The organism is Nitratireductor alexandrii (assembly GCF_004000215.1).
In the GTDB taxonomy this organism is placed as follows: domain Bacteria; phylum Pseudomonadota; class Alphaproteobacteria; order Rhizobiales; family Rhizobiaceae; genus Mangrovimarina; species Mangrovimarina alexandrii.
This window is the reverse complement of the sequence record NZ_RBVY01000015.1, coordinates 1-16,179: the sequence shown is the minus strand read 5'-3', so window position 1 is coordinate 16,179 and position 16,179 is coordinate 1. Positions and strand designations below refer to the sequence as shown.

Below are 16,179 nucleotides of genomic sequence, written 5' to 3'. Positions count from 1 at the left end.
GCTCACTCCACCGCGCCGAGGCCGAGCGTTCCGGCAAAGTCGCGCAATTCTTGTCCGGCCTCGCTGTCGGCCCCCAGGGCCTTGAGACCGCGTTCGAGCGCCTGGCGCGCGTCGTCCTTGCGGCCGAGCACGCTGTAGGAGCGCACCAGCCGGCGCCAGCCATCCGCATCGGCGGGGTTGTCGCGCAGACGCTCGTCAAGGCTCGCCACCATGGTCTCGATCATGGCCGCGCGATCTTCGGCATTCATCTGCGCCGCCGCCGCGACATCGTCGCTGGACGGCCCGCCGGCCACCGGAGCGCCGAGTTCGGCCTGCGCGCGCGCCAGCGCCTGGCCGACCACGCCGCGCCAAGGCGAGGCTTGCGGCAGGTCGCCCATCAGCGCCGTCAGGCCGGCGACAGCCTCTTCCAGGCGGCCCTCCTGGGCCTGCGCCGTGGCGAGGTAGAACCGTGCCTTGGGATTGTCGTTGCCGCCTGCCTCAAGCGCGCGACGGAACGCGTCGGCGGACTCTTTGGTGACGATGCCGCCGGCTTCGGCGAACAGCGCCTCGCCCAGTCCGGTCTCGCGGGCCGCGTCGCTGCCCAGAAGCCGGATCGCGTTGCGATAGGCAACCACCGCGTCTTCGGGCCGGTTCAGGCGCAGATAGATCGGGGCGAGCACGTTCCAGCCGCGACCGTCCTCGGGGTTGGCGCGAATATGGCCTTCGGCCCGCGCCACCAATTCGTCGAGCGTGTTGTCGCGCGGGTCCTTTTCCAGGCGCTGGGCGAGCGGCTGGGCCGGCAGATCGGGCGAGCCGATGGTGGCGTACACGCCCCAGCTCAAAAGCGGAACGCCAAGCACCGCGCCGGCGGCGACGATCGGCAAGAAACGGGAGGCGCGCGCGCTGCCCTCCGTGCCGGCGGCCTCGAGCTTGATCATCCTGCGGCCGATCTCCGCGCGCGCTTCCTCGGCCTCGCTCTCGCCGATCAGGCCGCGCTGCCGGTCGCGCTCGATCTCGGCGAGCTGGTCGCGATACACTTCAAGGTCGTGGGCGGAGGCCGGCACATGGGTCTGCGGACGGCGGGCAAGCGGCAGCAGGACCGCGAGCGAGGCGGCGATCGTCAGCAACGCGAGAAAAAGCCAGAACACCATGTCCAATCACATAGACCCGCCGGCCTGTTCTGCCAATCGCCACGGCATGCGGCGATTTGGCCCTGAGATGCCCCGACGCCGATCCCGGAACGGTTCGCCCGCGGCGAACCGGCTAGGTCAGAGGCGTCCAGCTTCCGTCCTCGTTGCGACAAGCGGTACCGCGCGCCTCGCGCGTGCCGGACCCGCCGGTCACCGCATGCCTGTACTGGCGGCAGTCCTGACTGCCGACACGATAGGGCTGGGCCGCGACCACTTCGCCCGACCATGCCCCGCCCTCGCTTTTCCAGGTCACAGGCTTGCCGCCCGGCGTGTGCTCGAGCGCGGTGTACTCGGCCTGTAGCGCGAGCCGCCGGTCGCGCGAATTCAAGTCCTTGCCGAGTTCGCGGCCGATCAGACCGCCATCCATCGCCTTTTCGATCGACGCGGTCGACTGCAGCCCGGGCGTCACCCGCCCAAGCGAGGTGGTGGTGCATCCTGACAGCAAGGCGCAGGCAAGCGCAAGCAAGAGATTCGGTCTCATGGGCCGGCCTGCATTCCCTTTTCGGATGGTGGCGAGGGCGATCGATTCCGCGTACCGGTCAGTTTTGGCCGAAATTTGGCGCCGCATCAATCACGCCGCGTCAACATTGTCGTCAACTGGCCTGGCGAAGCACGATTGCGACCCGCAGGCCGCCCAGTTGCGCGCGCTCGAGCGCGATGGTGCCGCCATATTCGCCGACGAGATCGGCGACGATGGCCAGACCGAGCCCGGTGCCGGGTTTGCTTTCGTCGAGCCGGCGGCCGCGTTTGAGCGCCTCGCGCGCCTTGTCCGGCGGAATGCCTGGCCCGTCATCCTCGATCGAAATCTCGAAATTTTCGCGGTTGTCCGCGCCTGCCATCAGGGACACGCGGACCCGCGACTTGGCCCATTTCACGGCATTTTCCAGGAGATTGCCCAAAATCTCCTCCAGGTCCTCGCGTTCGCCGGCAAACACGATCTCCTCGGCCGGAAAGCTGCTCTCGACGGCCACCGCCGGATTGAGCTTGCGGAAAACCCGCACCAGTCGGTCCACGATGTCGCGTGTCGGGGTGCGAAAGACGACGCTGTCGCGCTGGGCGGCGATGCGCGCGCGCTTGAGGTAATGCTCGACCTGTTCCTGCATCGAGGCGGCCTGGTCGACGATCAGATCGCCCTTCTGCCCGCCCATCGAGCGTCCCTCGTTGAGCAGCACGGCAACCGGTGTCTTCAGCGAATGGGCCAGATTGCCGACCTGGGTGCGGGCGCGTTCCAGAATGCGGCGGTTGTTTTCGATCAGCGCGTTGGTCTCGTTGGCCAGCGGCTCGATTTCGGAGGGGAAGCGCCCGTCGAGCTTCGTGGCGGTGCCTTCGCGCACCTGGGCGAGTGCGTTGCGCACCTGGTCGAGCGGACGCAAGCCGAACAGGATCGCCAGCGCGTTGATGGCGATCATGCCGGCACCGAAAACCGCGAGATAGGTGTAGATTTGTCGCTCGAACTGGCTGATCTGCTGTTCGAGTTCGCTGCGATTGCCCATCACGCGGAAGCGGGCGACGCGGTTTTGCGCGTCGAGGATAAAATCGTTTTCCAGAACGTCGATGCGCTCGCCGCCGGGACCCGTCGTCTCGTAGCGGCGCTGGAATTCGCTGTCGAAGGGAACTTCCGCCACCGGCGGCGCCGGGATCGGGCGGGTCATGGAAGGCGAGCGAAAGCCGCCGCCAAGCCCGGGCGACACCGGTTCGACGGCCCAGTACCAGCCGGATTCCGGCTGGGTAAATTTGAGGTCGTACAGTTCCGGCGCCCCTCGCAGGCTGCCGTCTTCGGCAACGCTGACGGCGGTGACGACGCTGTAGAGGTGGGCCGTCAGAAGCCCGCGGAAGCCGCGCTCCTCGGCATCGCGGTAAAGCGCGGAGATCAGCGTCGCGATGACGACGAGCGCGGCGATGGCCCAAACGGTGGAGTAGGTGACGACGCGAAGGGAAAGCGAGCGCGGCCCGAACCTCATCCTCCGTGCCCGGCCCGCTGTCCGCTCCCGACCGGGCACGCGCTCATGCGGCGGGCCCGTGCATGCGGTAGCCCATGCCGCGCACGGTCTCGATCAGATCGTTGCCGATCTTCTTGCGCAGGCGGCCGACGAACACCTCGACCGTATTGGAATCGCGATCGAAATCCTGATCGTAGAGATGCTCGACCAGTTCCGTGCGCGACACCACCTCGCCCATATGATGCATCAGATAGGCGAGCAGGCGGAATTCGTGCGAGGTCAGCTTTACGGGCGTCCCGTCGAGGTCAACCTTCGAGGTCTTGGTGTCGAGCCTGAGGCCGCCGCACACAAGTTCGGTGGTGGCATGGCCGGCGGCGCGCCGGATCAGCGCGCGCACCCGTGCCAACACCTCCTCGATATGGAAGGGTTTGGCGACATAATCGTCGGCGCCGGCATCGATGCCGGCGACCTTGTCGCTCCAGCGGTCGCGCGCCGTGAGCATCAGAACCGGCATTTTCTTGCCGTCGCGCCGCCATTGCTCGATGACGCTGAGACCGTCCATCTCCGGCAGGCCGATATCCAGAATGACGGCGTCGTAGGGCTCGGTGTCGCCGAGAAAGTGCCCCTCCTCGCCATCATAGGCCGTGTCGACGACGTAGCCCGCCTCGGCGAGGGCGTCGCTGATTTGTCGGTTGAGATTCTTGTCGTCCTCGACAACGAGTATGCGCATCAGGTCCTCGACGCCATCGATTGTGCCCGGACCTATCTAACGTGCTTCGGCCAGGGAGGAAAAGCGGTTCGTCGGCCTCTATCCCGCGTTTACGGTGGTCTGCACGCGACGCGGCGGCTTGCCGTCCTTGCTCGGCACCGTATAGGTGATGACGCACACCGTGCGCCCGTCCTGGTCGACGGTCACGGCCTTGCGAAGCTGGCCGCCGGCGCTGGAGGCCACCGACTGGCCGATCGCGTTGCAGTCGGCCGCGATCGTATGAACGTAGGCCGGCACGCTCGGCGCCCGCGCGAGCATCGCCGCGTGCGCGGGACCGGCCGTCGCCACGGCAAGCGCCAGGACCGCGTTCCTGATATGGGGACAAATACCGTTCATGGCGCTCTTCTAGCCGGGACCGGCTGAACGCGGAATGAACATACGCGGCTCGAATCGGCCCTGTCGCCTGCTCCGGACACGCTTTCTCCCCCGTTCAGCCGGGATCGGCCTCGTCGTTGCGGATTTCGGCGGCAACTCTAACCGATTTTCGCCGTTGCCGACAATCGGCCGAAAAGGGCGAAAAGTCCCGAAATCGCGGTGACGGTTTCCAGCACGGTCTCCGTCAGCGCGGCGTTGTCGAGCGCGCCGACCGGCACACCGAGCAAACCGGCGGTTCCCGTCAGCACGGTGATCAACGAAGCCCAGACGGTGCGCGACATGTACCAGGGTTTGGTTGCGGTCATGGGGATATCTCCTTTGTGGTGGGGAAAAGGAAGGCCGGACGCATTCAGCCGATTTCGGTCCGCAGCAGCGCCCGCAGGCCCGGTGCGCCGGCAAGACCCTTTTTCTGCATGACGAGGATATCGACCTCGGCCGGCGTGGTGGCGAAATCGGCGAGGATGTCGGCAGCCGGATAGGTCCAGTGCGGCACGGTCGTTTCGGCGGCGCGCACGAGGGCGCCGGCGGGATTGCGGATTTCGACCCGGTAGGCCTCCGCCTCCTCGCCGAGCGGGATTTCGGCGGGCTCCCAGCTGTCGGCGGCGATCCGGCCGCGGCGTATCCAACGTATCGCAACGTCGCCGCTTGGCTGCGGCCTGGCGGCAATGTGGACCGGCGCCAGCGGTTTGGCCGCGCGCACGCCGCCGCCGAGATGGGCCGCCGAAAAGGTCGAGCCGCCGAAATCCGCGCCGGCCGGACCGATCAGCCAGTGAAGCGGCAGGCCGACCTCCCGCGCGCGCAAGCCTGCCGGTCTGACGGCTGCGTCCAGCAGCACGAACGGCGCGCCGGCCGAGGCACCGGCGGCCGTCGCGTCCTCGGTGCCGAGCTGCCCGCGCAGCAACCCGCCTAGTTGCCAGATATTGGGCGCCGTCTCGACGGCCGTCTCGAACTGGACAATCTCCCACGCGCCGTTGTCGGCCCTGATGGCGGCCGCGTTGGCACCGTTCAGCATCTGGAGGGTCGACACGCTGGCGAGCGCGCCGCCGCGCAGCGACACATGCGGCCTGTTTGCCCGGTCGATGCGCCCGACCGGCCCCTGGACCAGATCGGCCGCGAGCGAGCCGGTCACCGCCGGTCGGTCGAGATCGGCGCGCTCGTCGAAACCGGTCTCCTCCGGCGAGGCGAACACGCGCTGCGCGCGCCACGGCCGCGACCAGGCGGCGATCTGAAAGTGCCGGTGGGGCTCGTCCGCGACCGTGGTCAGCGGCAGGTCCAGGAATATGGCGAACGGGGCCGCGAGCGCATCCGGCAGCCGGGCGGGTATCTCGTGCCGTGCGGGAATATCGGGCGTTTTCGGCACGCGTTCGATGCGCCGTGCCTCGACGCGGCGGACCAGCTCCTCCTCGATCCCGGTCACCAGGAAAACGCCGGCGACACCGGCCTGAGCCAGGCTCACCAGCGATCCGGCGGCAAATCCGCGATCGCCCGCCGGCACGGCAAAGGCGACGGTCTCGCGTGCGCGCCACTGCCGGCGCTGCCAGTCGAGTGCGAGCGCCCGGGCCGGGCCCTCTTCCAGATTTCCCGAAAAGGACAACGTCTCCTGGCGGTTGTTGCCGGCGTCCGGACGCAGATGGCGGACGGTCGCGGCCTGGTAGTCGCGCATCGGATCGCGAAAGGCGAGCACCACTTCGCCGGGCAGATCGTGGCGCGGCGCGCGCCTTCGCGTGACCGCCGGTTCGGGCTCGCGCCAGACGAGATCGGCGACCTCCACCGCCGCGCCCGCCACCGTGTCGAGGTCGCGCACGACAAGCGCATCGGCGTCCTCGATCACCGCCAGGCCATAGATATCCGCCAGTTCCTCCAGCGCGGCACGTGCCGTCGCGGGTTGACCGATCACGTAGCCGACCAACGTGCCGCCGGCATCCGCGGTGTCGGCCAATGGCAGGCCGTGGTCGGCCAGAACCGCGTTGACGAGATCGGCGACCGTCGGATTGGAAAGGCGGCCGTTCAACCAATGGCCGAGCGGCCAGTTGCCGCCGTCGCCCCAAACATGCTTGGCCAGCGGAAAAACGGGAAAGGGCCTGGCGTCCCAGGCCCACAGATAGATCCGGTCCCGGTCGATCATCCGTCCGCCATAGGCGCCCGAGACCGGGTTGTCGGTCTCGACGAAACCGGCGACCGCCTCGTCCCAATGGTCGAGATGGGTGCGCAGGAAACGGTGCTGGGCCAGGTCCGAGCGGCCGCCATTGGAAAAATGCGGCAACGCGCTTTCGGCGGATTTGGGGTCGACGAAGACGTTGGGCTGGTTCGGCCCCTTGTCGCAGGCCGGACAACCGAGTTCGGTAAACCAGATCGGCTTCGAGCGGGGCACGAAGGCCGTCGGCGTCGCCGCCTCCACCCCGCCCGGGCGGTCATGATGCGGGTTCGACCACCAAGAGACGATATCCTTGGGGCGGTACACCCACGGCTTGCCGTAGGCGCCGTCGGTGATGGCGCTGCGCTCGCGCATCAGGCGCGCCGCCTCGCTTACATAGTGCCAGTCGAACCGTTCGCCGCCGGCGATCGCCGCCCGCAGCGCCTTGGCGTCGTAGGGGCCAGCCGCGCCATCGGGACTGGTTCCGGCATGATCGCCGTCGCGCCAGTCGGCCAGCGGCAGGTAATTGTCGATACCGATCGCGTCGATCGCCGGATGGGCCCACAGCGGATCGAGATGGAAATAGACGTCGCCGCTGCCGTCGGCCGGCTGATGGCCGAAATATTCGCTCCAATCCGCGCCGTAGCTGATCTTGGTCGGCGCACCGACGACAAGACGCACCTGCGCCGCCAGATCGCACAGCGCCTCGACCACCGGAAAAGCGTCGGTTTCGTCGCGCAGCGTCGTCAGGCCGCGTAATTCGGAGCCGATCAGAAAGGCGTCGACGCCGCCGGCCGCCTGCGCCAGCATCGCGTAATGCAGCACGAAACGGCGATAACCCCAATCCTGCGGATCGCCGGCATAGCGGGCCAAGCCGTCTTCGATCGAAAAATCGGCCGCCGTCGCCGCGCCCATGAACAGATCGGCCTGGCCGCGCGCGGCGGCGCTCTTGTCGGCGCTTTGAGGCCGACCCGGCGCCGGATCGCACGTGATGCGGCCACGCCATGGATAACGCGCCTGGGCGGGGCCGCCATAAGGGTCTGGCAGCGTGTTGCCTTCCGGCACGTCCATCATGATGAAGGGGTAGAGCGTGACCTTCAGGCCGCGGGCCTTCAAGGCCCCGATCGCCTGGATGACCGACAGATCGGACGGCGTGCCGCCATAGGCGGCGCGGCCGGCGTCCTGCGAGACGATGTCGGCCTCGGCCGGACCGAGCCCGCCGGCTTCCCAGGGAGCCGACGCGGCGGCGATCGACGGGTCGGTGATGCCGGGCCGGATGCGGCACTCTCCGGCTCTGAGATCGTTGCCGAACCAGGTCGCCACCAGGGCGACATTTGTCAGGTTCGGGCAGGTGGCGACGAGTTCGTCGAGCGAGGCTTCGAAATCGCTGGCCGCATAGAGCACGTGCCGGTTGACGAGACCGGCCTCACCGAGCTGAATACTCTGGCTGACCTCGTCCGGCGCATAGCCGAACTGGGTCGAACCCGGAATCAGCGCGACGGCGCGGACCTGGCCGCACAACGGACCGACAGGGCGGATGACTTCGAACTGCAGCTGAGGCAGGCGGTTGCCATACGCTTCGAGCGGCAGGCGTTCGAACACGACATAGGCGATCCCGCGATAGGTCGGGGCGTTGCCCGCGCCCTGCTTGGCCTCGATCAGCGGATCGGGCGGCTGGTCCTCGCCGCCGCGATAAAGGCGCATGGTGACCGCGGTCAGGTCGAGTTCGCGGCCGTCGGCCCACACCCTGCGGATCGTGGCGATCTCGCCCTCGCACAGGGCGAAGGCCGCGTTGGCGAAATAGGCGTAGGAATTGACGCGCGGACCGCCCTTGCCGCCCTGGCGCTCGGAGGTGCGGGTTTCTTCGAACCGCGTCGCCCAGATCAGCGTGCCTCCCAGCCGCGCGGTGCCGTATAGCCGGGGCACGGGTGTCCCCTCCTCGGCGGAAAAGGGCTGCGCGCCTTTCAGTCGCGGCCCTTCCCGCGTGCGCGTTCCGCCCAGCACATAGCGGTCCAGGGCATAGCCGGCGAGCGCGCCGGCGGCGGTGCCGATGGTAACGCCGGTCGCGCCCAGAAAACCGCCGAGATAGGCGCCGGCGGCCTGGAGCAGGAGTGTGGCCAAGACTTGCCCTCAGTCGGGTTCGGGAAACGAGAAAACGCCGGCGATGCGGCGGCGCCATTGCGGCACGAGCGCGGAGACCGTGACCGCATGGCCCTGATAGGCGTGCACGAAGCGATCCGGCACAAGCAGGATGCCGGCATGTTTGGCCGGCAGTGCCGGTTTCCAGCGAAACAGCACCAGATCGCCCGCCGATGCTGCCGCCAGCGGACGCTCGCGACAGTGACGGCGCGCGGCGTCCAGCAGGCGGTCGCGTCCGCCCGCTTCCGCCCAGTCCGGCGCGTAGGCTTCGACCGGCTCGGGTTCGCGCCCGTAGAGCGCGCGCCAGACACCGCGCACCAGTCCCAGGCAGTCGCAGCCGACGCCCTTTTTCGAGCCCTGATGGCGGTAGGGGGTCCCCACCCAGCCGAGCGCTTCGGCGACGACCCGCGCGCCAATGGACCCGTTCGATGCCGGCCTTACGCTCATGGCACCAGCGGGCTCCCGTCGAAGCTTTCGTCCGGCGTCGCATAGCCATAGGCGACATCGTTGCCCGGCAGGTGCGGAAAGCCGCGAAAATTCAGATGATTGCCGAATTTCGCCTTGCAGGTGGAAAAATGCTTGTCGCAGCCGGCGCGCAGCGTCACCGCCGTACCGGGAGGCGGCAGGGGCGCGGTGTCGCGCCAGATCACCAGTTCGTCGGCCGCGCTGCCGCGCCGATGCGCGAGGATGCGGTAGCGCGCGCCGGCCAGCGGTCCGTCGAGGCAGATCAGGATGCCGTTGGAAAACCAGCCTGGTTCAAACGCCTCGAGGCCGTCGACCTCCACCATGTCGGCGGTGACGACGGCGCTGACCGTTCCCGCACCGGTAAATGCGGGCTGGTCGAGGGCGACGCCGCAACGCGCGTCGCCCAGCTCCGCGTCGCAGCCGCGCCGGAACCAGCGTCCGCGCGGCTGGTCGAGATGACGCTTTTGGCTTTCCAGTTCGGCGCGAAACCGCCCGTCCTCAACCGTGATCTTGCCGATCACCGCCCTGCGCAGCAGCGCGTGCTGGTCGGGCGCGCGCCAATTGACCAGGAAGGTCTCGACCGTCGCGCCGTCGAAACGCCCGGCCGCGATTTCCTCGGCGTCGAGGTCGGCCGAGGCCAGCGCCCCCTCGATATCGACGGTATCGACCGCCAGGCCGAGGCTTTCGCGCGCTTCGCTGGCCGAGAACCCCGAACCTGGCATACACGACGTTCCGTCGACGACGAGCGCGCGGTCGTGGTCGGTGAAACCCAGAACCGTCGCGTCGCTCCGCACGAGGCGCCAGCACTGGCATACCGTCGTCACCTCGCTTTGAAGATGCGCCAGAAGGCCGGGCGGAAAGGCGCTCACGACAGCACCTCGATCAAGGGAACGGCGGGAATCTGGCCGGCCTTGAAGGCGGCAAGGCTGACCGACAGCGCCTCGCTATCGAAGCGGACGGGAACGTCGAATTCGTAACCGGCCGTGATCTCCAGCCCCACCGGGGGGATCGAGCCGGGCGCGAACGTGACGATACCGGTGGTGACGTCGACGGCGAAATCGGCACCGGCTGCTGCCTCCACACCGTCCACCGCGACGCTGACGGTGCCCTCGACCGGCTTGCGGATCGCACGCGCATAGGCGTCTGGCCCCGAACCGTAACGCTTGACAAGCTGATAGGCGGCGGTGGTGGCGTCGCCGGTTCCGATCGCCTGGTCGAGGGCGGACGGCGTTTGCTCCGGCGCGCAGGATTTGCGGTCGAACGGATCGCGAAAGCGGAAACCGTGCAGCGATCCGCGCCGCGCCTCGAAAAAGGCGAGCACCGCGTAAACGTCTTCCAACGAGCGCAGCCCGGTACCGGCATCGTAGCTGCGTCGGGAATCGGCGAACCTGGCATTGCGCCTTTCCCGCCCCGAAGTCAGCGTCACGATCTCGTTGCGCCGTACCGGCCCGCCGGTCGCCCCGAAAGACACCGCGCTCGGAAACAACACCTCGTGAAACGCATCAAGTTCGGCCATGCCGCCTCCCCCCGTTTTGCCTGTCGACCCGGTCCGGTCAAAGCGAGCGGGCGCCGCGCGAGGCGGCGCGCGCGATCATGCCGGTGATCTGCGCTTCGGATTTGCGGAACGAGGCGGCGTCCGGCGTCGTCACGTTGAACACGATATTGACCGGCGCGGCCGTCCCGCCTGCGGCCACGCCCAGGCGTCCGTCGGCGCCGCGCGCGAGCGGCAGGATCGCCTCCGCGCCGGCCTCGCCCATCAGGCCGAGCCCGCCCCGCATCGGAAAATAGGTCGGTTGCGACACCACCCCGCCGGACGCGAACCGAGTCGGTTTGCCCGGAACCCCGCCTTTGGCATGCGGAACGGCCTTCAGCAGCATGTCGAACAGGCCGGACATGCCCGCGCCGATCAGGTTCTGCAGCGGCGCCAGCGCCTTGCCGAGCGCCATCTCCGACAGGCTGAGGGCGAGGCGTCGCAACACGTCCTCCAGGGCCCGGCCGCTGAAGGCGGCCCGTTTGAACGCGTTCGTCAGGCGTGCGCCGAAATCGTCCGACAGGCCTTTGAGGTCGTCGAAGACCTTGCGTACGGACTCGGCGTCGAATTCCAGGTCGATCCGCGCTGTATCATTCATGTCGGTCCTTGCCTCCCTGGTCTGGAAACCTGGCCATCAAGGCCTCGAGAACGGCGCGGTCCGGCACGGCGCCGTGGCGATGGCGAGCCAATCCGCTCGCGCAGGCAAACTCCTTCGGCGTCATGGCCCAGAACTGGGCCGGCGAAAGCCGCAACACGCCGAAGCCGATCGCCATTAATCGTGACCAGTCCATCGCCTGCCGCCTGCTTGCTCTTCGCGACACAGGAACCGGCCGCTCAGTCTCGCGGCTCGGGCGCCGTGGCTTCGGCAGACCCGAAAGTGGCGGTGAGAAGCCGCGCCACGATCTCGGCGAAGCCGGCCACGCCGCCGTCGACGGCCATCGCCATCACCTCCTCGTCGCTAAGCGACGCGCCGCCCCCGCGCAGGCCCGCGCCGACGATGCGCGCCAGGTCGCGGGCCGAAAGCCGGCCGCTCGCCATACGCTTGACGAGCGCCTGCAGGTCGTCCGCCCCGAAACCGGCTTCCAGTTCGGCCAGCGCGCCCAGCGTCAGGCACAGACGGTAGCGGGTGCCGTCGAGCTCGGCGGCGATCTCGCCGCGCTGCGGATTGATAATCATCAGCTTGCCGAAAAACCGATCGCGCCGGCCGATTCCAGCGCCAGTTCAAAGGTTACTTCGGCATCGTGACTGCCGGCATATTCCAGCGCCGTGATCTGGAAGGGACCCTCCACCGTGCCGAAGTCGGGCACCACGACCTGCCAGGCGTCGGTGGCGCCGGAAAAGAAGCGGGCGCGGATCTCGCCATCAGACTGCGCGTCCTTGAAGATGCCCGATCCGCTCACGGAAGCGCGCTGCACGCCCGAGCCGGCCAGCAATTCGCGCCAGCGGCCGGCCGAGTCCGAATCGGTGATGTCGACCGTCTCGCTGTTGAATGCCAGTCGCCGCGCCCTGAGGCCGGCGACGGTCAGAAATCCGCCCATCCCGTCTATGTCGAGTTTCAGCAACAGGTCCCTGCCCTTCTGCGCACCCATGAACGCGGTCCTTTCGTGTCTGGAAAATTCGCGATGACGCAGCCGGCGCTCAGCCCGCCGCCTCGATCAGCGCGCGAAACCGCAACACCCCCCTGTAGAGGGCGAGGTCGTCGTCGTAGCGCACCTCGGCGAAGTCGAGCCGTATCAGCACCAGCTGGCCCTCGGCCAGCGGCACCGGCTGCGCGGCCAGGACCGGCCCGATCAGGTCCATGATCTCCAGGGTTTCGGCCTTGCCGCGCGCCTTCGACCACACGTGCAGGCTGAAAAGCTGCTCGGTGCCGCTCTCGGTGCCCGTGCTCCAGTCGTAAACGCTGGTGCGACCGAAGGTGACGTAGGGAAACGGCACGTTGGCCGGCGCGTGATCGTAGATGCGTGGACCGCCCAGCCGCGTCGTCAGGGCGGCGTTGGCGCTCAGGGCCGCATGAACGGCCGCCTGCAGTTCAATCGCTGCGGCCGCCACGCGCGCCTCCCGCCTGATGCATGTGCGCGCCGGGCGCGCCTGCGCGCCCTTTGCGTCCCTCGGCTCGAAGCCGCCGGGCGTGATCGTGCTGCACACGTTCATCGGCGCGTGCATGCGCCCTGCTCCTGAGGGCGCGCACCAGACCGTCCAGCGTCAGGCGCACGGCAATTTTCATCGCCCCTCCTCCTCGCTCTGGCAGACGAGATAGCGGCCGCTCTCGTCGGGATCGTGCAGATGACGGATCGCAAACAGCCGCGCGCCGGCGCGAAAACGCATGCCGCTCGCCACGTCGTCGCGATGGCGGATGGTGATGCGGTGCGTCACCCGCTCGAGGCGCTGGTCGGGACCGAAGCGGCTCGATGCGGTGATCGGTTCCAGCCGGGCAAACACGGTCGCCACCGCATTCCAGTCCTCGACATGGCCGCCGGTCGCGTCGACGACCGTGTCCGCCGCCTCCAGCGTCAGCCGTGCGCGCAGCGCGCCGGGATCGATGCGCGCGCGCCTCACAACAGCGCCTTCGGTCGGTAGCCCGCCATCAGGCGCCGATAGCCGTCGGGCAGCGACACCGGCTGGTCGCGCGCACCGAACCCGGCGCGAAACTCGTACCAGTGCGACACGAGCAGCGTCATCGCCCGCTTCAGCAGATCGGGCACGTCGACGCCCGAGGCCCCGAAACCGGCGCGGAAATCGATCTCGATCCCGTTCATCGCCAGTCCCGGCCGTGCCGGCTCGCGCATGGAAAGCCGCGCCGGCCGCGACAGCCCGTCGAGCTGATAGTGAGCGGGGTCGGCAAGCGACGCCGCGCCCTCCTCGTCATAGATCGTGACGGACAGGATCTCGCGCACGGGGTGCCGGCGCAGATGCGCCACCCCGCCGCGCGGCCAGCCGTCGAGCGCCAGCCGCCAGTCCTGGTCGATCAGCGCAAGGCCGGCATGTCGCTCCACCTCCTCGCGCGCCGCCCGGATCAGGCCGGTGATCAGATCGTCCTCGGCCGTGTGGTCGAGGCGCAGAAACGCCCGGCATTCGGCCACGGTCAGTGGCTCGACCGGCGGCGCGACGGTGCGAAACAGCGCCATCGAAAATCCTTCGTCGTTGGGATTTTTTGAAACGAGGCGGCCCCGGCGCTGGCCGGAGCCGCAAGCCATGGCGCCAGGACGCCATGGCGAAGCGGATCGCGGATCAGGACACGCCGAATTTCAACAGTTTGATGGCGTCGAAATCCTGCACGCCGCCGCCGACCCGCTTTGTGGTGTAAAACAGCACGTAGGGTTTGGCCGAGTAGGGATCGCGCAACACACGCACGCCGGTACGGTCGACCACCAGATAGCCGCGGCCGAAATCGCCGAAGGCGATCGCGGTGGCGTTGCTGGCGATGTCGGGCATGTCCTCGGCCTCGAACAGCGGGAAGCCCATCAGCATGGCCCGGCTGCCGGGGGTCGCCGGGGGCTGCCACAGATAATTGCCGTCGGCGTCCTTGAGCTTGCGGATCGCGGCCTGCGTCTTGCGGTTCATCACCCAGCCGGCATTCTGCCGGTAGCCGGCCTTCAGCGCATAGATCGTGTCGATCAGCACGTCGGAGGCGTCGCTCGCCGGCAGCGCGCCGTCGACCCCGGTCGCCACGTAACCGAGCTTGCCCCACACCCAGCCGCTTTCGCCAACCTGGTCGTAATCGAGAAAGCCGCGCGGCTTGTTGATGCCGTCGCCGGCGACGAAGGCCACGCCTTCCTGCTCAACAAAGGCGGTCTCGATCTCGCCGGTGATCCAGTCGTCGAGGTCGACCGCGCTGTCGTCGAGCAGCGAGGCGGTCGCCGCCGGCATGGCGTAGATCTCCATGGTCGGAAACTGCAGCTCGGCCAGGGTCGCGCTGGTCGTCTCGGGCCGTGCCGCCGTCTCGCCGACCCAGCCGACCGCCGGCCCGCTCAGCGCGAAGGGCTTTTTCAGCACCGCGCCCGATACCTGCCGCACCGACGCGATACCGCGGATCGGCGACAGCGCGGCCAGCCGCTTGCCGATCGCCGCCTCCGTCTCGTCGGGCACCAGATAACCGCCGTCCTGTCCCGAGCCGTAGGACATCGCCTTGGTGTCGAGCGCCCGCAAGGCGCGGTCGTCGCCGGAGCGCATATAGGCATGGAAGGCGTCCTTGTGCTCGCCGGACGCGCCGGCCGCGAAGCCGGCCCCGCCCAGCGGCGGACGCGCCTTGCCGATCAGCAGCCCGTCGAGGCGCCGGCGCTGGTCGTCGAGCGCCTCGGAAATGCGTTCGAGCCGCTCCTCCACCAGCACGTCGCCCGCCGCCTTGCCCTCGACGGCGGCTAGACGCTCGTCATTGGTCTGCTTGAACGCCTCGAAAGCGTGCATGAATTCGTCAAAGGCCGGCGCGATCTCCCGCGATGCGCCGGTTTCGGCCTTGTGTTCGGGAGCGGCGATGCTCTTTTGCGTCATTGCGGTTCCTTTCCTTCGATCAAGAATGTTGCGGCGCGGATGATGCCGGCGAGATCGCCCGGCGGCGAAATCGCCTCGCTATCGGGGCCGATCGCCTCGACGCGGGCGCCGGTCAGCATCGGGAAGGTCACGACCGAGATTTCCCACAGATCGGCCTCCAAGATGCGGCGCACGCGCCGGCGCGGGTCGCGCGCCGCGCGCACGGTGCGAAAGCCGATCGACAGTCCGTCGATGGCACCTTCGGCAATTAGCGCACGGACTTCGCGCGCCCGCCCGACACCCGGCGACAGCACGCCTTCGACAAACAGGCCGCGCGCGTCCTCGCGCAGGGCGAGCCAGCGCCCGATCGGCTGGGCAGGATCGTGCTGGAACAGCATGCGGATGCCGCCCGGGCCCTTTTCGGCCAGCGCGCGCGCAAACGCGCCCGGCTCGATCAGATCGCGACCCTGGTCGGGCCGGCCGAACAGGCTGGCGTAGCCGCGAAAACGGCCGCCTTTGCCGGCGCCCGCGCCGGGGCGCGCCCAGCCGGCCGCGTCCCTTGTCCGCGCCGTGTCAACGTTCATCGCGGTTCCCTCCCACGTCCGGCACACGCCCGCCCGCTGGCCAGCGCTGCAGGAGACGCATGACCAGCCCCAGCGCCCACCAGGCGCACAGGCTCGCCGCGGCCGCGCCCATCAGCATGGTCTCGGCGGTGCCGATCGCGTCGGCGATGCCGAGTTCGGCGGCGATCTTGAGCCCGGCGACCGTGCCGAACACCAGGCCGCAGACCACCCCGACGGCGAAGCGGATCGCCGCCTCGCGCCGGGTTCGCGGCAACATGTAGGCGAGCGAGACGGCAGACCCCGCTACCGCGCCCGCGCCCTTGGCCGCCCATTGCCAGGCGGCATCCGGTACGTCGGTCAAGTTCTTCTCCGATTTTACTGAACCGCGGCGGTCCGATGCCGGGCCTGGCAGCACTCGATCGTCCCCCCGGTCGAGGTTCGCCGGGTGCTCGTGTGCTGTTGTAAGAGATCCTGGCTCAGCCCCAGCCGACAATAAGCTTGTCGGCCGGCTCGGGATGGTTGAGCCAGATTCGGACCCGGCTATTCAATCCTCAACCAGACCACCGGTGTCCCCGGATCCTTCGTCCCGCACGTGTGACACCCGTATTTGCGTCCGATGCGATTGAT

20 protein-coding genes are annotated in these 16,179 nt (G+C 68.5%); all 20 read right to left on the bottom strand.

The window, feature by feature from the left end; genetic code table 11:
- Positions 1-2: 2 nt before the first annotated feature.
- The 20 genes from ccmI to EP380_RS22300 all read right to left on the bottom strand — a co-directional run bounded on the left by ccmI (position 3) and on the right by EP380_RS22300 (position 15,913).
- Positions 3-1,130: a c-type cytochrome biogenesis protein CcmI gene (gene ccmI / locus EP380_RS22395; RefSeq protein WP_127601013.1), complete on the bottom strand. Its 1,128-nt coding sequence runs from the start codon at positions 1,128-1,130 to the stop codon at positions 3-5.
- Between the two features lie 112 nt (positions 1,131-1,242).
- Positions 1,243-1,650, bottom strand: coding sequence for a hypothetical protein (locus tag EP380_RS22390; RefSeq protein ID WP_106571028.1), 408 nt, complete (start codon positions 1,648-1,650; stop codon positions 1,243-1,245).
- Positions 1,651-1,762: 112 nt separating this feature from the next.
- Positions 1,763-3,130 carry an ATP-binding protein gene (locus EP380_RS22385; protein ID WP_127601012.1) on the bottom strand — a complete coding sequence of 456 codons (1,368 nt, stop codon included), beginning with the start codon at positions 3,128-3,130 and terminating at the stop codon, positions 1,763-1,765.
- A gap of 43 nt (positions 3,131-3,173) precedes the next feature.
- A complete protein-coding gene (locus EP380_RS22380; RefSeq protein ID WP_106571030.1) occupies positions 3,174-3,839 on the bottom strand; it encodes a response regulator transcription factor in 666 nt (221 codons plus the stop codon).
- A gap of 78 nt (positions 3,840-3,917) precedes the next feature.
- A complete protein-coding gene (locus EP380_RS22375) occupies positions 3,918-4,214 on the bottom strand; it encodes a hypothetical protein (RefSeq protein ID WP_106571031.1) in 297 nt (98 codons plus the stop codon).
- Positions 4,215-4,351: 137 nt separating this feature from the next.
- Complete coding sequence (locus tag EP380_RS22370; protein ID WP_106571032.1) at positions 4,352-4,558, bottom strand: hypothetical protein; 207 nt, start codon at positions 4,556-4,558, stop codon at positions 4,352-4,354.
- Between the two features lie 44 nt (positions 4,559-4,602).
- Positions 4,603-8,508 carry a baseplate multidomain protein megatron gene (locus tag EP380_RS22365; protein ID WP_127601010.1) on the bottom strand — a complete coding sequence of 1,302 codons (3,906 nt, stop codon included), beginning with the start codon at positions 8,506-8,508 and terminating at the stop codon, positions 4,603-4,605.
- Between the two features lie 9 nt (positions 8,509-8,517).
- Entirely contained in the window at positions 8,518-8,973 is a 456-nt protein-coding gene (locus tag EP380_RS22360) for an NlpC/P60 family protein (RefSeq protein ID WP_127601008.1), read from the bottom strand.
- Positions 8,970-9,860, bottom strand: coding sequence for a DUF2163 domain-containing protein (locus EP380_RS22355; RefSeq protein WP_127601006.1), 891 nt, complete (start codon positions 9,858-9,860; stop codon positions 8,970-8,972). The genes EP380_RS22360 and EP380_RS22355 overlap by 4 nt, the downstream gene beginning before the upstream one ends.
- Positions 9,857-10,507: a DUF2460 domain-containing protein gene (locus EP380_RS22350; RefSeq protein ID WP_127601004.1), complete on the bottom strand. Its 651-nt coding sequence runs from the start codon at positions 10,505-10,507 to the stop codon at positions 9,857-9,859. The genes EP380_RS22355 and EP380_RS22350 overlap by 4 nt, the downstream gene beginning before the upstream one ends.
- Before the next feature lie 37 nt (positions 10,508-10,544).
- Positions 10,545-11,120: a phage tail tape measure protein gene (locus EP380_RS22345; protein WP_106571037.1), complete on the bottom strand. Its 576-nt coding sequence runs from the start codon at positions 11,118-11,120 to the stop codon at positions 10,545-10,547.
- Positions 11,113-11,313, bottom strand: coding sequence for a rcc01693 family protein (locus tag EP380_RS22340; protein WP_127601002.1), 201 nt, complete (start codon positions 11,311-11,313; stop codon positions 11,113-11,115). Before EP380_RS22340 ends, EP380_RS22345 begins: the two co-directional genes overlap by 8 nt.
- Before the next feature lie 43 nt (positions 11,314-11,356).
- A complete protein-coding gene (locus EP380_RS22335) occupies positions 11,357-11,701 on the bottom strand; it encodes a gene transfer agent family protein (protein ID WP_199190467.1) in 345 nt (114 codons plus the stop codon).
- A complete protein-coding gene (locus EP380_RS22330) occupies positions 11,698-12,111 on the bottom strand; it encodes a phage major tail protein, TP901-1 family (RefSeq protein ID WP_127601000.1) in 414 nt (137 codons plus the stop codon). The genes EP380_RS22335 and EP380_RS22330 overlap by 4 nt, the downstream gene beginning before the upstream one ends.
- A 49-nt stretch (positions 12,112-12,160) precedes the next feature.
- Positions 12,161-12,685 (bottom strand): DUF3168 domain-containing protein, encoded by a 525-nt coding sequence (locus EP380_RS22325; protein WP_238720005.1) that lies wholly within the window; start codon positions 12,683-12,685, stop codon positions 12,161-12,163.
- A gap of 57 nt (positions 12,686-12,742) precedes the next feature.
- The gene (locus tag EP380_RS22320) at positions 12,743-13,078 is read right to left on the bottom strand and encodes a phage head closure protein (RefSeq protein WP_127600998.1); all 336 of its coding nucleotides are present in this window, start codon (positions 13,076-13,078) and stop codon (positions 12,743-12,745) included.
- The gene (locus tag EP380_RS22315; RefSeq protein WP_127600996.1) at positions 13,075-13,647 is read right to left on the bottom strand and encodes a head-tail connector protein; all 573 of its coding nucleotides are present in this window, start codon (positions 13,645-13,647) and stop codon (positions 13,075-13,077) included. The genes EP380_RS22320 and EP380_RS22315 overlap by 4 nt, the downstream gene beginning before the upstream one ends.
- Before the next feature lie 103 nt (positions 13,648-13,750).
- Positions 13,751-15,010: a phage major capsid protein gene (locus EP380_RS22310; RefSeq protein ID WP_127600995.1), complete on the bottom strand. Its 1,260-nt coding sequence runs from the start codon at positions 15,008-15,010 to the stop codon at positions 13,751-13,753.
- Positions 15,007-15,573, bottom strand: a complete 567-nt coding sequence (locus EP380_RS22305; protein WP_127600993.1) for an HK97 family phage prohead protease — start codon at positions 15,571-15,573, stop codon at positions 15,007-15,009. Before EP380_RS22305 ends, EP380_RS22310 begins: the two co-directional genes overlap by 4 nt.
- Entirely contained in the window at positions 15,563-15,913 is a 351-nt protein-coding gene (locus EP380_RS22300; protein WP_127600991.1) for a DUF6107 family protein, read from the bottom strand. Before EP380_RS22300 ends, EP380_RS22305 begins: the two co-directional genes overlap by 11 nt.
- Positions 15,914-16,179 lie beyond the last annotated feature (266 nt).

Excerpts from the sequence above, each read along its gene's own strand:
- EP380_RS22385 (WP_127601012.1), bottom strand. The coding sequence starts at position 3,130 with ATGAGGTTCGGGCCGCGCTCGCTTTCCCTTCGCGTCGTCACCTACTCC.
- EP380_RS22350 (WP_127601004.1), bottom strand. The coding sequence starts at position 10,507 with ATGGCCGAACTTGATGCGTTTCACGAGGTGTTGTTTCCGAGCGCGGTG.
- EP380_RS22310 (WP_127600995.1), bottom strand. The coding sequence starts at position 15,010 with ATGACGCAAAAGAGCATCGCCGCTCCCGAACACAAGGCCGAAACCGGC.
- EP380_RS22360 (WP_127601008.1), bottom strand. The coding sequence starts at position 8,973 with ATGAGCGTAAGGCCGGCATCGAACGGGTCCATTGGCGCGCGGGTCGTC.
- EP380_RS22370 (WP_106571032.1), bottom strand. The coding sequence starts at position 4,558 with ATGACCGCAACCAAACCCTGGTACATGTCGCGCACCGTCTGGGCTTCG.
- EP380_RS22325 (WP_238720005.1), bottom strand. The coding sequence starts at position 12,685 with ATGCACGCGCCGATGAACGTGTGCAGCACGATCACGCCCGGCGGCTTC.
- EP380_RS22330 (WP_127601000.1), bottom strand. The coding sequence starts at position 12,111 with ATGGGTGCGCAGAAGGGCAGGGACCTGTTGCTGAAACTCGACATAGAC.
- EP380_RS22340 (WP_127601002.1), bottom strand. The coding sequence starts at position 11,313 with ATGGACTGGTCACGATTAATGGCGATCGGCTTCGGCGTGTTGCGGCTT.
- EP380_RS22390 (WP_106571028.1), bottom strand. The coding sequence starts at position 1,650 with ATGAGACCGAATCTCTTGCTTGCGCTTGCCTGCGCCTTGCTGTCAGGA.
- EP380_RS22345 (WP_106571037.1), bottom strand. The coding sequence starts at position 11,120 with ATGAATGATACAGCGCGGATCGACCTGGAATTCGACGCCGAGTCCGTA.
- EP380_RS22305 (WP_127600993.1), bottom strand. The coding sequence starts at position 15,573 with ATGAACGTTGACACGGCGCGGACAAGGGACGCGGCCGGCTGGGCGCGC.
- EP380_RS22375 (WP_106571031.1), bottom strand. The coding sequence starts at position 4,214 with ATGAACGGTATTTGTCCCCATATCAGGAACGCGGTCCTGGCGCTTGCC.
- ccmI (WP_127601013.1), bottom strand. The coding sequence starts at position 1,130 with ATGGTGTTCTGGCTTTTTCTCGCGTTGCTGACGATCGCCGCCTCGCTC.
- EP380_RS22380 (WP_106571030.1), bottom strand. The coding sequence starts at position 3,839 with ATGCGCATACTCGTTGTCGAGGACGACAAGAATCTCAACCGACAAATC.
- EP380_RS22315 (WP_127600996.1), bottom strand. The coding sequence starts at position 13,647 with ATGGCGCTGTTTCGCACCGTCGCGCCGCCGGTCGAGCCACTGACCGTG.